Origin of the sequence: Pseudobutyrivibrio sp. (assembly GCF_017471675.1) — a bacterium.
Classification (GTDB): Bacteria; Bacillota; Clostridia; order Lachnospirales; family Lachnospiraceae; genus Pseudobutyrivibrio.
The window spans coordinates 1-13,614 of record NZ_JAFUSK010000005.1; the positions used below are offsets into that span (position 1 = coordinate 1).

Genomic DNA, 13,614 nt, shown 5'->3' on the forward strand with positions numbered 1-13,614 from the left:
AAAATATTGAAAGTCATTTACTTGCGATTATACTTGGAAGCATCAAGTATTTCAAGGAGGTTATTATGCTTAACAAGGTGAAATTAACAGAAGCGGAAATGAGAGAGTTTGCAGAGGTTTTTGCTTATTATGATTATGGGAATGAGGAGATTGGTATGGTTCCATATTATCCGGGATATCCTGATAGAACGAGCCTTATAAACTATCTGGTGGCAATGATTAAAACAGCGAATGAATATAACGGCATATATGCAACTTCAGATAAAAAAGAGGGGCTTATCATTCTTACGGATACTACACATCCATATCCTGGCATTGCAATGATAAAGATGATGTGGAGAATGGCAAGGGCGCTTGGGTTTAAGAACTTTAGCGATATTATCAAGAAATTCCAGGCGGGCGGAGCAAGCCTTGAAAAGACTTATCGCGACAGCAAGAGACAGTTCGTTCAGATAGAACTTCTTGCGGTTAAAAAGGAGTATCAAGGCAAAGGGGTTATGCGTCCCCTTGTTGAAATTGCTTTTGAAGTGGCAAAGCAAGGAAAACTTTCGGTCATTGTTTCTACAGATGCAAAGCTGAAAAAAGACAAGTATGAACATATCGGAATGAAGCATGTGAATACAAGAACTTTAGGAGAAAAGAGCTTTATGTATGATCTTGTAAGAGAAGCATAATTATGATAGCGGTATTGACAAACATAAGTTAATATGGTTAACTATTAAAAGTTAATAGCATTAACTAAGATAAACTAAGGAGCATGCATTGCCAAAAGATAAGACTGTCACAAATGCGAAAATCATACAGTTCATGAAAGAAGAGTTTCTTACTTATGGTTATGAGAAGGCATCTCTTAATCGTATTTCTGCAAAAGTCGGAATTACGACAGCGGGCCTTTATAAGCACTTCAAAAGTAAAGAAGATATGTTTTACTATCTGGTTAAGGATACACTGGATGCTTTTCATGAGATGGTTCGAAGTGGCGAAGCACAGATGGAAGCAGATGCTTCTTATAATCCTTTCGATGATGATTGGGCTGTTTTCTGGGTTGAGTTTATTTTTGAACACTATGATGGTTTAAAGCTTTTGCTCTGCTGTTCGGATGGCTCGATATATGAAGATTTTGAAGAAACCTTAATCAGACATGAGGAGAAGGAAGATAAAAGGTATTATGAGATACTAAAAGCTTCCGGTAATAAGGTCAAGGAGATAACCGATATGCAGTGGCATATGCTTGCGACAGCATATACACATCTTGTGTTTGAGATAGTAAGGCATGACATGAAAAGAGATGAAGCGTTATCGCATATGAAATTTGTTAGCGAGCTGCTTTATCCAGGCTGGAAGGATATATATGGAATAAAATAATTATAAATCTATTAGGAAACTATGAAAGATCCCGGGAAACCGGGACTTTCTTTGTTTTATGGGTTAGTTAATACTAACAAAAATAATTAACTTAAAGGGAGGAACCTCATCATGAAAGAATGGAACAAAAAGAGTGCATTAAATATACTGCTTTATGCAGTTCTTTATGCAGTAGGAACAGCGATTGTGTGTGTTACTGGAGCGATTACGCCGGTACTGTTTGTGTGTTATCAGATTACGGCAGGAATATTGCTCTCTGGAATCATCATATACGCATTCAGAAAGGTAAAAGCTCCAGGAGTAGCAGCGTGCCTTGGGCTTGCAATGGTTCTGTTGCTTTTGCTGATTGGGGATGCAGTGGCATGGCATGTAATACCAATCATTATCATAACAGTCCTTGCTGAGGCAGTACGTGCAGTTTTCAAGTATAACTGGACAGGAGATGAGATCGGTACTGTGATTATGACATTTTCAAGTTTTGGTTATTACGGACAAATCTGGTTTAACAGAGACTATACCTATGAATGTGCTATAGAAGAAATGCCTGCAGGGTACGCTGATGGACTTATGGCAGCAAGCCCTGCATGGAGCCTTATTATAGTTATAGCCATCGGAGTAGTATTGTCTGTGCTGATATCAAATGTAACAGCAAAGCTTTTTAAAATTGACAGATAAAAGCCCTATTTTTTATTATTCCTTTAGCAAATGCTAACAAGTGGGGTATAATGTTATTAATATAGATATGTGGAGGTGGGGTATGGATTTATTCGTAAATGCGTGTACACGCCATGAATCAAGAACAAGGCGCTTGCTGAAAACTATTATGGTATCAAAAATGTGGAGCTAATCAAGGCTACAGGGCTTGATATATATGGAGCAGATGTTGAAGCCATAATGGAGGAAGTTATGCTATGAATAAGAATGAAAGCAAGTATTTTAAATCCGCAGAAAAAATGCATACAGCGTTGATGACTCTTCTTGATAGTAAAGATTTTGAATATATTTCTGTCAAGGAGTTATGTGAAACAGCAGGAGTAAACAGATCTACATTCTATCTTCACTATGATAATGTAAATGATCTTTTGCAGGAAACGGTTGAGGCTGTATATAAGGATTTCTTTGGGCGCTTTGGTGCTGAGGGCTCTGGAGAAATTAATATAGATGATAAAAATGAGGATGAACTATTCCTTATAACACCTAGATATCTGGTGCCATACTTAGATTTTGTGGAAGAAAATCGAAAGCTTTTTTACCTGATGTATGAAAAGAATGAGATGATGGGCGCTGATAAGACCTATGAAACATGGTTTAAGACTATATTTGCTCCAATTCTTACAAGATTTGGAGTTCCACAAAGTGAGCAGCATTTTATAATGGTTTTTTATCTAAAAGGTATTATTGGTGTTATCACAGAATGGGTAAGAGGTGGGTGCATTGAGTCAAAAGATGAAATTATAAGCGTTATACAGCGGTGTGTTATAAAGCCATGATGCAGTAAAACTATATATAGCATTCACGAATCAACACTTTTTGCAAGACGTGTCGGGACCTATACCCTTAGAATCGACATATTCTGTAAAAAGTGTTGTTCTTTTTGTGCACTCATTTTCCTATAATGACTTCAAGCTCAAAACAGAGAGCAAAAAATGTAAACAAGAGAGGAAAAGAAAAATGAGTGATACAAATAGGATTTATCTGGTAACAGGGGCAGCAGGATTTCTTGGAAGCACAGTCTGCCGAAAACTAGTAGAAAGAAATGAGAAAGTAAGGGCATTTGTACTTGATGGCGATAAGTCAGCAAAATATCTTCCCAAGGAAGTTGAAATAGCATACGGTGATCTCTGCAATAAAGCTGACCTAGAAAGATTTTTCGAGACTCCGGATGATGCGGAAGTAATTGTCCTTCATATCGCAAGCATCGTAACAGTCAACCCTGATTACAGTCAGAAAGTTATGGATGTAAATGTTGGAGGAACAGAAAACATCATAGAAATGTGCAAGGTGCACAAGGTATCGAAGCTTGTATACTGCTCATCTACAGGAGCTATACCTGAAGAAGAAAAAGGAACCATAAGAGAGTGTGAAGGCTCCATTCCGCTTGACCCTGAGAGAATTAAAGGCTGCTACTCATTGTCAAAGGCTATTGCAACAAATGTTGTACTTAAGGCGGCTAAGGAAGGTCTTAATGCCTGTGTAGTTCATCCATCAGGAATCCTTGGACCTGAGGATTTTGCAATGGGCGAGACTACAAAGACTTTAGTTGACATCATTAACGGTGAGATGCCTGCTGGAATCGATGGAAGCTTTAACCTTTGTGATGTAAGGGATCTAGCTGACGGACTTATTGGAGCAGCTGATAAGGGCAAAAACGGAGAGTGTTATATCCTTGGAAATGAGCCTGTTAGTTTTAAGGACTTCACTAAGCTTGTTTCGGAGGAGAGTGGATGTAGGCAGATAAAGTTCTTTTTGCCAATATCAGCGGCAAACTTCATTGCAAAGATCCTTGAGAATAAAGCAAAAAAAACAGGGGAAAAGCCTCTTATGACAACATTTTCTGTATACAACCTTGCAAGGAACAACAGATTTGATTCAAGTAAGGCAAATAAGGACTTAGGCTATACCACAAGGTCATATAGAGAGACCATACGTGACGAAATCAGATGGCTCAAAGAAACAGGAAAAATAGCGTAACTATAAAATGAAAAGGAGATAAAAAGAGATGAACGATTTAGATAAGGTTTATGCAGAAAGCGTAGCAAAGGATTACATGCCAAAGGAAACAAACAAGGTCAGACAGCTAAAAAAACTTGATGAGAGAGCAAAGCTTCCGGCATTTATAACAGCCATGACACTGGGAATTATTGGAACTTTGATTTTTGGCGCAGGAATGTGCTTTGGACTTGGCGTCTTTGGAACAGGAGTGGGTTTAATGGTCGTTGGAGTACTTCTTGGAATAGTAGGTGCTGCAATCTGTATCATCAACTATCCTCTGTACAAAAAACTTCTTAAAAATGGTAAGGAAAAATATGCCTTTGAAATTCTGGAACTTGCTAAAGAGATAACAGGAGAAGCATGATGATGGCATAAAAGATTACGAGGACTTTCTTCTGTATTCTAGAGGGAAGCCCCCGTATTCTTCCTTAAAGATTTTTGCAAAGCGGCCTTGATTACTGAAACCGCAGTTTATAGCTATATCCGAAATAGGAAGACGAGTCTATGTTTTCATAGCGTATTAAATATATTGACAACAAAAAAATTTTGTAGTAATATTTCAAATCGTAAGAATGATAATCCGATTATCGATAATTGAATAATCAGATTATCATTTATTTTTTGTTCGAAGGTTAGGAGTTTCTAACTATGATTACGTTTAACAAAGTCAGTTTTAGTTATAATCAGGAATCTACATTGAACAATCAAGTGCTATCTGATTTTAATTTGGATATTAAAACAGGACAGGTGATTGTAATAACAGGAGAATCAGGTTGTGGTAAGACTACAGTTGGTAGGCTTATTAATGGTCTGTCGCCCAAATACTATCAGGGAATATTAGAAGGGGAAATAGAAGTCTGTGGCATGCATCCTAATATGCAGGAATTATATGATACTGCAAAGGTTGTAGGTAGTATTTTTCAGAATCCCAGGACACAGTTTTTTAATGTGGATACAACTAGTGAAATCACATTTGCCTGTGAGAACCAAGGAATGGATATACAGCTAATTAAAGAAAAATTGGAAGAAGTTGTAACTGATTTCAAGATAGAGGATTTGTTAGATAGAAGTATATTCGAGTTGTCTGGAGGGCAGAAGCAAAAGATCGCATGTTGCTCTATTGCGGTAGCTGATTCAAAGGTGATTGTTATGGATGAGCCTTCTTCTAATCTGGATTTGCAGGGTATAGATGACTTGAAGGGAGTTATCGAGAAGTGGAAGGCCCAGGGAAAGACTTTAGTAATTGCAGAACACCGTTTGTACTATCTAAAGGATGTGGCAGATTTAGTGCTTGTAATGAAGGACGGAGTCATCAATAAAATCATAGATAAAAGTATGATGAACCATCTTACCATTGATGAAATGCAAAAAATGGGACTTAGAAGTTTTTCCATTGAAGAAGCTTTTGGTGGAAGCATTAATAGAAGGCAGATTTTTAGGAAAAGCGAAGCTGGCTATCATATTAGCAAGATGAAATTCAGCTATGGCAAATTTGCTGAAGCTATTGATATTGAAGATATTAGCTTAGAAGCTGGCAAAATTACTGCTTTAGTGGGATTTAATGGAGCAGGCAAAACTACATTTGCCAAATGTCTATGTGGGCTTAATAAAAAATCAAAGGACAAAATCCTCAAGGGGAAAACAAGGGTCAGTAAGGCAGATAGAATTAAGGATAGCTTTTTAGTAATGCAAGATGTGAATACTGAACTTTTTGCTGATAGTGTTCTCGGAGAAGTAATGCTTTCTCTTAGAGAAAAGTATGGAAAAGCTTTTGACGAGTCCATCCATGAGAAGGAAGCTGTGGATATTCTTAGGCTGATGGATTTAGATGGTATTAAGGATAGACATCCAATTTCTCTTTCAGGAGGTCAAAAGCAGCGGGTAGCTATAGCCAGCGCAATAGCTGCTGACAAGCAATTAATCATATTAGATGAACCTACAAGTGGATTGGATTACAAGCACATGGTGGAAGTAGGAAATGTTATGAAACTTCTTGCTGACATGGGGAAGACCATACTTGTTATAACCCATGACATAGAGTTGATTTTATCAACTGTGGATAATGTCATCTGCCTTGAAAAAGGTAAAGTGGTTGATTGCTATGAGTTGACAGATGTGACTAAACACAAGTTATATGATTTTTTTTACAGGGTAACTAGATGCACTAGGTCAGATGATTTTACTAGAGACAAAGTTGCATCAATAAATAAAGTGGAGGAATACTATGAAAGAAAAAAAGTTACAAACTAAAGATTTAATTATGGCAGGTGTATTTGCCGTGCTTTATGTGGCACTTATCTGCATTATGGCATCGCTAACGGGAATGTTTATTCCAGTGTATTTGATATTGCCACTTATAGCAGGAATAGTGCTAGGCCCAGTATATACTCTGTATATTTCCAAGGTGCCTAAAATGGGAGCCGTGCTTATCCTTTCAGTACTTGCCGGCTTTGTAATGTCTGCATCATCTATAGTTGTGCTGTTGTATGTGGTAGTGCTTGGAGTGATTGCACAGATTATTCTGACCAAAACTAACTATAGTACAAGTGGAATTAGAATTAGCTACATCATATTCGCATGCGCTACAGAAGGACCATTCCTCTCATTGTTCTTTGCAAGAGAAGGCTTCCTTAATACATGTGCCCAGTACTATGGACAGGAATACGCTGACAAGATTGATGCTGTAACACCTATTTGGGTTCTATTTGTTCAGATTGCTATCGCGCTAATTGGAGGGTTCATAGGTGGACGCATTGGAATGGGTATGAATGCAAAGCACTTTAAGAAGGCTGGTATAGCATAATGTTTAATGATTTTTCATTTCAGGGAGAGGGCTTCATAAAAATAGATCCTAGGACCAAGATGATTATTTTTATCCTGTGTTCAATTGCAGCACTTAGGGAATCTAGGACTTTATTTCAAGGCTTGCTGTTTTTCTTTACTTTTGCCCTTTTAATTAATGGTAAACAATTCATATTTGCCATTAAGATGCTTATATTATATGGGGTGATGATTGGTATAGATTTGTTAGTTATGATGTTTTGTCTACCGGAAGCTCTTATGATTTTGCTGATGGGAATAAGAGTGTTTAGGATGTTTCTTCCTGTTATGATGGCTTTTGCGATTATAATTAAGACCACCAGAGTATCGGAATTTTTAGCAGCTTTTGACAAGATGCATGTGCCTGAGGAAATAACAATTCCGTTTTCAGTAATGTTTAGGTTTTTTCCCACTATAGGGGAAGAATGGGACAATATCCAAAACGCAATGAAATTTAGAGGCTTTGCCTTAACTTTTAAAAATATTATAACCAGGCCTGCTTTTGTTTACGAGTGTTCAATCGTTCCATTGTTATCTGATACAGTTCTAATTGCTGATGAGCTTTCTGCAGCTTCACTCTGTAGGGGCTTAGGAGCTAATACTAAACGAACAAGTCTGGTGGAAGTTCGTATGGGCGTGTTTGATTATATGTTAATAGGATTTGCGATATGGCTAAATATAATGTCATATACTGCATATTAAAATTAGTGCCATTTTATGGCACTAAAATTTAGATCAATTGATAATTGGATTATCAATGGTGCGTTGATAAGGAGGATAAAATGCTTAAAAAGATTTTGAAGTACACAGGAGAGTACAAGAAATACACATTTAAAGCAATGATATTTCTAATTGTTGGACTACTCTTTAACGTAGTACAGTTCTTATCCATTTACAAAATGATTGATGGAGCAATATCAGGCGAAAGAACTGTGAAATACTACCTAATTTGGCTGGGAGTATTTTTAGTATGTGGTCTTATCTATATGATGCTTTATATATATGGATTGGTTCAGTCACATTTTAGTGCATATCACACCCTTAAGAACCTTAGAATATCTCTCCAGGGCAAGCTAGAGAAGTTACCACTTGGAATAATACAGGAACTGGGAGTGGGTTCTTTAAAAAAGGTATTTATTGATGATATAGACAATATGGAGTTGCTTCTAGCACACGCTCTACCTGAGGGATTTTCAAATGTATGTGTGCCAACAATAGTCATAATTGCTATGTTTTTCATCGACTGGAAGTTGGCGTTACTTTGTCTGGCGGCTTTGCCGCTTGGCATTATCTCTATGATGGCAATGTACATGGCAGGCACCAGCAAAATGGGGGATTTCTACTCATCTGCCCAGAAAATGAATGCAACGATTGTGGAATACATCAATGGTATGGAAGTAGTAAAAATATTTGGTAGAGATGGTGAAAGCTACAAGAGATTTTCTACTGATGTTATGAGTTATAGAGATTTTACCCTTGCCTGGTATAAGATGTGCTGGCCATGGATGGCTCTTTACGGAAGCTTTTTGCCATGTGTAGCCCTATTTACCTTGCCAGTAGGTGGCTACTTCGTATATACGGAATTATCAACGCTTTCAAACTTCCTATTAATACTTTGCATGGCATTTTCTATAGGACCTACTATTATGAAGGCTATGTCCTTTATGAGTGTATTACCTCAGCTCAATTATAAAATAGAAACCTTGGAAAATATTCTGTCTGCCGCGCCTCTCAAGGAAGGAACTTCTGAATTTAAAGGAAAGGACAGAAGTATTCAGTTTGAAAATGTGTCTTTTGCATACGATGGAGAAAATACTGTAATCAATAATGTAAATTTAGATATTGAAGCTAATTCTGTTACTGCACTTGTAGGTGAATCGGGAAGTGGCAAATCTACCTTGGCTAAATTATTAGTTCACTTTTATGATGTGACCACTGGAGTGGTAAAAATAGGTGGTCAAGATATTACAGATATGACACTTGAAAGTCTAAACAATGAGATATCATTCGTATCTCAGGAGCAGTTTCTTTTTAACATGAGCATTTTAGAGAATATAAGACTTGGCAGACCTGAAGCCACAAGGGCTGAGGTTATCGAGGCGGCTAACAAGGCTCAGTGTAAAGATTTCTTAGACAGGCTGGAGCATGGCATAGATTCCATGGCTGGAGATTCTGGAAAGATGCTTTCAGGTGGCGAAAGACAGCGAATAGCCCTGGCTCGTGCCATTCTTAAGAATGCTCCGATTATAGTTTTGGATGAAGCTACTGCTTTTATGGATCCTGAGAATGAGGAAAAAATGAATCAGGCCATTGCAGAGCTTATCAGTGAAAAGACTGTAATAGTAATTGCGCATAGACTTTATTCTATTAAAAATGCAGATAAAATCGTGGTTATGAATGAGGGACAAATTGTTGCTGCTGGAAAGCATGAGGAGCTTTTACTTAGCTGCGATAAATATAAGAACTTATGGGAACTTTCAGAGGGAACAAAGAACTGGTCTGTTACTAGCAGGGATGATGACCAAGCGAAAAAGGAGGAGATATTGGCATGATTAATTCAATAAAGAGAATACTTAATGTCTCAGGTAAATATAAGGCACGTATTGAATTTGCATTCATTTTTTCTTTTTTTAAATCACTTCTTCAAAATGCAGCTTTAGTGCTTGCAGTATTTATGGTAAATGGTTTTATGAGCAACAGTCTTGTTGAAAAGGACTTTATTAAATATGGAATAGTTCTTTTATCATGTGTGTTGCTCCAGGCGGTTTGCATTAATATTGCAGACAGGCTTCAATCAGGAGCAGGATTTATGCTTATGGCTGATTTGCGTATCAAATTGGGTGAGCATCTAAGGAGACTTCCTATGGGATATTTCACCAGTGGAAATATTGGCAAGATTAGTTCTGTTTTATCTACAGATATGGTATTTATCGAGGAAAATTCTATGATGACATTGGCTGACACCATCAGCGATTTTTTCTCAGCTATTATATTTGTAATATTTATGCTTGTGTTTAATCCAGTTATTGGAGTGGTTGCACTAGTTGGAACTATTACTATGATTCTTATTGGTGAGGGAAAATTCAAAAGTGGCATTTCCTTGTCTTTAGATCGTCAAGAGCAAAGTGAAAAACTTACTAATGCGGTACTTGATTATGTAGAGGGAATTGGAATTACAAAGACTTATAATCTCCTCGGGGACAAGTCAACAGAGATGAAAAAGAACTTTGATAAATCCTGTGAAGAAAGCTTACGTTTTGAAAATATTCAGGTGCCATGGGGAATAGCTGTGAATATTGCATTTGAAATTCTTTCTGCAGCAATTGCATTTACAGCTGTGTTGCTCTTTTTAAATGGTAATCTAAGCCTTACATACTTTTTAGGAACGATGTTATTTGTCTTAGATATTTTCATTCCGCTTAGAGTGGTATATATGGACTCTGAGAAGCTTACTATCATGGATAAATGTCTAGACAGAATAGACTCTGTTATGAATGAGCTTGAGCTGTCTGATGATAGTAATAAAAAGGTATCTAAGCAAAGCTTAAAGGTTCCTACTGTGGAATTTCGGAATGTAAGATTTTCTTATGATTCTAAGGAAACGATTTCTAATGTGTCCTTTAAAGTTATGGAAGGGCAGACAATAGCATTAGTTGGTCCTTCGGGAAGTGGTAAGACCACCCTTGCTAATCTAATGGCAAGATTTTGGGATATAGATTCGGGAGAAATTCTTATCAATGGAACTTCCATTAAGAATGTAGCATTATCATCACTTTTGGAACAGATTAGTATGGTATTTCAGAACGTATACCTGTTTAGGGATACCATCTACAACAATATTGCCATGGGTCGCCCAGAGGCTACTAAGGATGAGATTATAGAAGCAGCAAAAAAGGCTCGTTGCTATGATTTTATTATGTCCCTTCCAGATGGATTTGAAACTATGGTAGGTGAAGGAGGAGCGTCTCTTTCTGGTGGAGAGAAGCAGCGTATATCTATAGCTAGATGTATTCTAAAAGATTCGCCTATAGTTATACTTGATGAGGCAACAGCCAGCATCGATGCAGATAATGAAGCAGCTATTCAGCAAGCTATTAGCGAATTGTGCAAGGGAAAGACACTTATAATTATTGCGCACCGATTAAAGACAATAAAGGATGCTGATTGCATTCTGGTTGTTAATGATGGTAAAATCATTGAAAAAGGAAGTCATGAACAGCTGATGGAGCATGACGGTCTTTACAAAAATTTTGTTCAGATTAAAAATTCTGATTCAGGATGGTGTAAAAGGAAAATCGGTTAACAATGGCAAATAGAGATACAAGCATTGATCCAAGACTACTTAAGAGTGCCAGGAAGCACTTTAGAGAACATGGCTTCTTAGAAGCTCAGCTATCTGATATATGTAAGGATGCTGGTGTAACTACTGGGGCTGTATATAAAAGATACAAGGGTAAAGAGGAGTTGTTCGAGGCTGTTGTAAAGGATACTGTAGACAGCATGAATAACATCCTAAACGAATCACAGAAAATAGATCCAAACAGCTTATCAGATGATGAGTTGATAGGAGCGTGGACTAACACTGAGGAGATTACAAGGATTTGGTATACACGTCTGTTGGAGATGAAGGACGGTTTGGAAATACTCCTTAAATGCTCTGAGGGCACCAGATATAGTCAATTTCATGACCAGTGGCTGGAGAGAATGTCTGATATAGATTATGCTTATCTCAAAGTTTTACAGGACAGGGGATTAGCTGACAAATCTATCACCAGGCTGGAGCTTCATGTGATGGTATCTGCCATGTGGCAGCTTTATTCAGAACCTATTTTACATGGTATGACGGATGATGAGGTTGTCCACCACTGTAAGATAGCCGGCAAGCTCTTTGATTGGGCAAACGCCATGGGGATTACAACATGATAGCAAGACCAAGCGGCAGCGCCGCATCTGGTACATACATAATGTATGTAATTTCTAGTGAATTTTGAATCTAGGGGGGCTTATGAGAACAGCTAATGAGTATAAGGAACTGACTATAAAAGAATTTACAAAAGCAGCAGATGTATATGAATCAAACCATTCAGGGATCTATGAAATATGTAAGGAGGATTATCCTTATATTTCATCAGAGCTTGAGAAGGAAGATTATAATGAACTTTTGGATTGTGGATGTGGTACAGGTCCAATGATATCACTTCTTTATGAAAAGGATTCTACAAAGCATTATACAGGATTGGATATTACGCCTAGAATGATTGAAGTGGGAAAGTCTAAGAACCTAAAAGGGGTAGACTGGATTGTTGGTGACTGCGAGAATTTGCCTTTTGAAGAAAACACTTTTGATGTTGTGATTTGCTCTAACAGCTTTCATCATTACCCTAATCCCCAGAAGTTTTTTGATAGTGTACACAAAGTATTACGTCCAGGCGGAAGGCTAATTCTTCAGGATTATACAGCGCCAAAGGTTATTCTTTGGATTATGAATCATACAGAAATGCCACTTGCAAATCTGATTGGTCATGGTGATGTGGCAGCCAGATCACTTGATGAAATTAGAAGCTTTTGTGATAATTCAGGTCTCAGGGTGGAAAAGCTAAAGCGTGCCAGAAAAATGCGCATGCATTTGGTTGCAAGGAAAGTGAGTTAAAACTTTCTGCGGAAAGCCTTGCGGTAAGCGAGGGGGAGTAAGCCCTTGGCACTTCTGAAAAGCTCGGCAAAATGACCTGGGGAAATGTATCCTACAGCCTTAGCCACTTCGGAAACTGGTAAATCTGTAAAGGCAAGAAGATGCTCCGCGTGGTCAATCCTAACCTTTTGGATATATTCGGCTACAGTCATTCCGTAGTAAAGCTTGAAGGTTGATTTCAGCTTAGTGGTGCCCATGCATGCAATCTTAGATAGCGATTCAATTGAAATACGGTCTGCATAATGGTCGTTAATATATAGCCCAAGGCTTTTAAGCATCTCTTCATCTTTTGATGGTAGAGATGCTTTTTCTTTTTCATTCAGTTTTCTGTGTCGTTCAAATACTAGGGCAAGGGCTTCTCTAACCTTGCCGTCATAATAAAGGGCAGCGCTTTGGCTTGTTCCCTTATATTTTAATATCTCCCATAGAAGCTTTTTCATCTCAGGAAAATCTGCAGTTTCATCTATGCTTCTAAAGGCCGACTTTGGGTCTTCATAAATATCTCCAAAGCTACTTTTTAGAACTTCATGAAAAAAATCAGGTCGATATTCAATACCAATGGAGCGTATTGGAATGTTGCGATGAATCAGGGCTCGATATGGCTCATAGCCACCAAGAAAGCTCTTGATAACATTGCAACTCATACTGCGATATGGATTTAATTCTTCACCACTAATAGATTCATACCAGGTCACGCTTAAGCATTCTGGTAATTCAAAATCTAAGACCTGATCCTCATAAAAAGAGAAGTCATGTATTTTAATATTGTATTTTCCTGGAATTTCGTAATACCAATAATAGCCTTCACCAAGGTTTGGTGCAAAAGTATAGCAATCGCCCCCAGGAGGAAAGCCTTCTGGTGAAGCGCAGGGTATAAAATTTGTTTTTTGAAATAATTCTTTGTAATCGTCTTTTTTCTTATTCATTTCATTTTGTTCCAATCAGACACAATGTTATTTAAATTAGACTAAACTAACCGAATGTTATTGTATCATCGAGCCTTCTTAATTACAATGCGTAATTGAATT

Annotated in this window: 15 protein-coding genes; 13 read left to right on the forward strand and 2 right to left on the reverse strand. The window is 37.6% G+C overall.

The annotated features are described in order from the left end of the window. From IJ535_RS00705 to IJ535_RS00730, 6 genes are all read left to right on the forward strand, one after another. On the forward strand, positions 1–674 hold a 674-nt coding region (locus tag IJ535_RS00705), incomplete at its 5' end, for a GNAT family N-acetyltransferase (protein WP_294297385.1). 88 nt (positions 675–762) lie between these two features. Next, positions 763–1,365, forward strand: a complete 603-nt coding sequence (locus IJ535_RS00710) for a TetR/AcrR family transcriptional regulator (RefSeq protein ID WP_294297388.1) — start codon at positions 763–765, stop codon at positions 1,363–1,365. A 111-nt stretch (positions 1,366–1,476) separates the two neighbouring features. Further along, positions 1,477–2,040 (forward strand): MptD family putative ECF transporter S component, encoded by a 564-nt coding sequence (locus IJ535_RS00715; RefSeq protein WP_294297391.1) that lies wholly within the window; start codon positions 1,477–1,479, stop codon positions 2,038–2,040. A 236-nt stretch (positions 2,041–2,276) separates the two neighbouring features. Next, positions 2,277–2,855: a TetR/AcrR family transcriptional regulator gene (locus IJ535_RS00720; protein WP_294297394.1), complete on the forward strand. Its 579-nt coding sequence runs from the start codon at positions 2,277–2,279 to the stop codon at positions 2,853–2,855. 181 nt (positions 2,856–3,036) lie between these two features. After that, positions 3,037–4,056, forward strand: a complete 1,020-nt coding sequence (locus IJ535_RS00725; protein WP_294297399.1) for an NAD-dependent epimerase/dehydratase family protein — start codon at positions 3,037–3,039, stop codon at positions 4,054–4,056. A 28-nt stretch (positions 4,057–4,084) separates the two neighbouring features. Continuing rightward, entirely contained in the window at positions 4,085–4,441 is a 357-nt protein-coding gene (locus IJ535_RS00730) for a dihydropteridine reductase (RefSeq protein ID WP_294297402.1), read from the forward strand. A gap of 15 nt (positions 4,442–4,456) precedes the next feature. Here IJ535_RS00730 and IJ535_RS14210 read toward each other — a convergent pair whose 3' ends face one another. Beyond that, positions 4,457–4,567, reverse strand: a complete 111-nt coding sequence (locus IJ535_RS14210; protein WP_442961353.1) for an AraC family transcriptional regulator — start codon at positions 4,565–4,567, stop codon at positions 4,457–4,459. 158 nt (positions 4,568–4,725) lie between these two features. Here IJ535_RS14210 and IJ535_RS00735 point away from each other — a divergent pair, with 158 nt between their 5' ends. The 7 genes from IJ535_RS00735 (at position 4,726) to IJ535_RS00765 (ending at position 12,547) form a co-directional block, all read left to right on the forward strand. Continuing rightward, the gene (locus tag IJ535_RS00735) at positions 4,726–6,327 is read left to right on the forward strand and encodes an ABC transporter ATP-binding protein (protein WP_294297404.1); all 1,602 of its coding nucleotides are present in this window, start codon (positions 4,726–4,728) and stop codon (positions 6,325–6,327) included. After that, positions 6,302–6,880 carry an MptD family putative ECF transporter S component gene (locus IJ535_RS00740; protein ID WP_294297409.1) on the forward strand — a complete coding sequence of 193 codons (579 nt, stop codon included), beginning with the start codon at positions 6,302–6,304 and terminating at the stop codon, positions 6,878–6,880. The genes IJ535_RS00735 and IJ535_RS00740 overlap by 26 nt, the downstream gene beginning before the upstream one ends. After that, positions 6,880–7,599, forward strand: coding sequence for an energy-coupling factor transporter transmembrane component T (locus IJ535_RS00745; RefSeq protein ID WP_294297411.1), 720 nt, complete (start codon positions 6,880–6,882; stop codon positions 7,597–7,599). The genes IJ535_RS00740 and IJ535_RS00745 overlap by 1 nt, the downstream gene beginning before the upstream one ends. A gap of 80 nt (positions 7,600–7,679) precedes the next feature. Continuing rightward, complete coding sequence (locus tag IJ535_RS00750; protein ID WP_294297414.1) at positions 7,680–9,449, forward strand: ABC transporter ATP-binding protein; 1,770 nt, start codon at positions 7,680–7,682, stop codon at positions 9,447–9,449. Beyond that, on the forward strand, positions 9,446–11,200 hold the full coding sequence (locus tag IJ535_RS00755) for an ABC transporter ATP-binding protein (RefSeq protein WP_294297418.1): 1,755 nt from the start codon (positions 9,446–9,448) through the stop codon (positions 11,198–11,200). Before IJ535_RS00750 ends, IJ535_RS00755 begins: the two co-directional genes overlap by 4 nt. Before the next feature lie 2 nt (positions 11,201–11,202). After that, on the forward strand, positions 11,203–11,820 hold the full coding sequence (locus IJ535_RS00760; RefSeq protein ID WP_294297422.1) for a TetR/AcrR family transcriptional regulator: 618 nt from the start codon (positions 11,203–11,205) through the stop codon (positions 11,818–11,820). A gap of 82 nt (positions 11,821–11,902) precedes the next feature. Beyond that, positions 11,903–12,547 carry a class I SAM-dependent methyltransferase gene (locus IJ535_RS00765; protein WP_294297425.1) on the forward strand — a complete coding sequence of 215 codons (645 nt, stop codon included), beginning with the start codon at positions 11,903–11,905 and terminating at the stop codon, positions 12,545–12,547. On the opposite strand, the gene IJ535_RS00770 is transcribed toward IJ535_RS00765, so the two are convergent. Then, the gene (locus tag IJ535_RS00770) at positions 12,544–13,512 is read right to left on the reverse strand and encodes a helix-turn-helix domain-containing protein (RefSeq protein ID WP_294297428.1); all 969 of its coding nucleotides are present in this window, start codon (positions 13,510–13,512) and stop codon (positions 12,544–12,546) included. The two genes, IJ535_RS00765 and IJ535_RS00770, sit on opposite strands and share 4 nt — an antisense overlap. Positions 13,513–13,614: the final 102 nt, after the last annotated feature.

Excerpts from the sequence above, each read along its gene's own strand:
- IJ535_RS00715 (WP_294297391.1), top strand. The coding sequence starts at position 1,477 with ATGAAAGAATGGAACAAAAAGAGTGCATTAAATATACTGCTTTATGCA.
- IJ535_RS00720 (WP_294297394.1), top strand. The coding sequence starts at position 2,277 with ATGAATAAGAATGAAAGCAAGTATTTTAAATCCGCAGAAAAAATGCAT.
- IJ535_RS00725 (WP_294297399.1), top strand. The coding sequence starts at position 3,037 with ATGAGTGATACAAATAGGATTTATCTGGTAACAGGGGCAGCAGGATTT.
- IJ535_RS00730 (WP_294297402.1), top strand. The coding sequence starts at position 4,085 with ATGAACGATTTAGATAAGGTTTATGCAGAAAGCGTAGCAAAGGATTAC.
- IJ535_RS00735 (WP_294297404.1), top strand. The coding sequence starts at position 4,726 with ATGATTACGTTTAACAAAGTCAGTTTTAGTTATAATCAGGAATCTACA.
- IJ535_RS00740 (WP_294297409.1), top strand. The coding sequence starts at position 6,302 with ATGAAAGAAAAAAAGTTACAAACTAAAGATTTAATTATGGCAGGTGTA.
- IJ535_RS00745 (WP_294297411.1), top strand. The coding sequence starts at position 6,880 with ATGTTTAATGATTTTTCATTTCAGGGAGAGGGCTTCATAAAAATAGAT.
- IJ535_RS00750 (WP_294297414.1), top strand. The coding sequence starts at position 7,680 with ATGCTTAAAAAGATTTTGAAGTACACAGGAGAGTACAAGAAATACACA.
- IJ535_RS00755 (WP_294297418.1), top strand. The coding sequence starts at position 9,446 with ATGATTAATTCAATAAAGAGAATACTTAATGTCTCAGGTAAATATAAG.
- IJ535_RS00760 (WP_294297422.1), top strand. The coding sequence starts at position 11,203 with ATGGCAAATAGAGATACAAGCATTGATCCAAGACTACTTAAGAGTGCC.
- IJ535_RS00765 (WP_294297425.1), top strand. The coding sequence starts at position 11,903 with ATGAGAACAGCTAATGAGTATAAGGAACTGACTATAAAAGAATTTACA.
- IJ535_RS00770 (WP_294297428.1), bottom strand. The coding sequence starts at position 13,512 with ATGAATAAGAAAAAAGACGATTACAAAGAATTATTTCAAAAAACAAAT.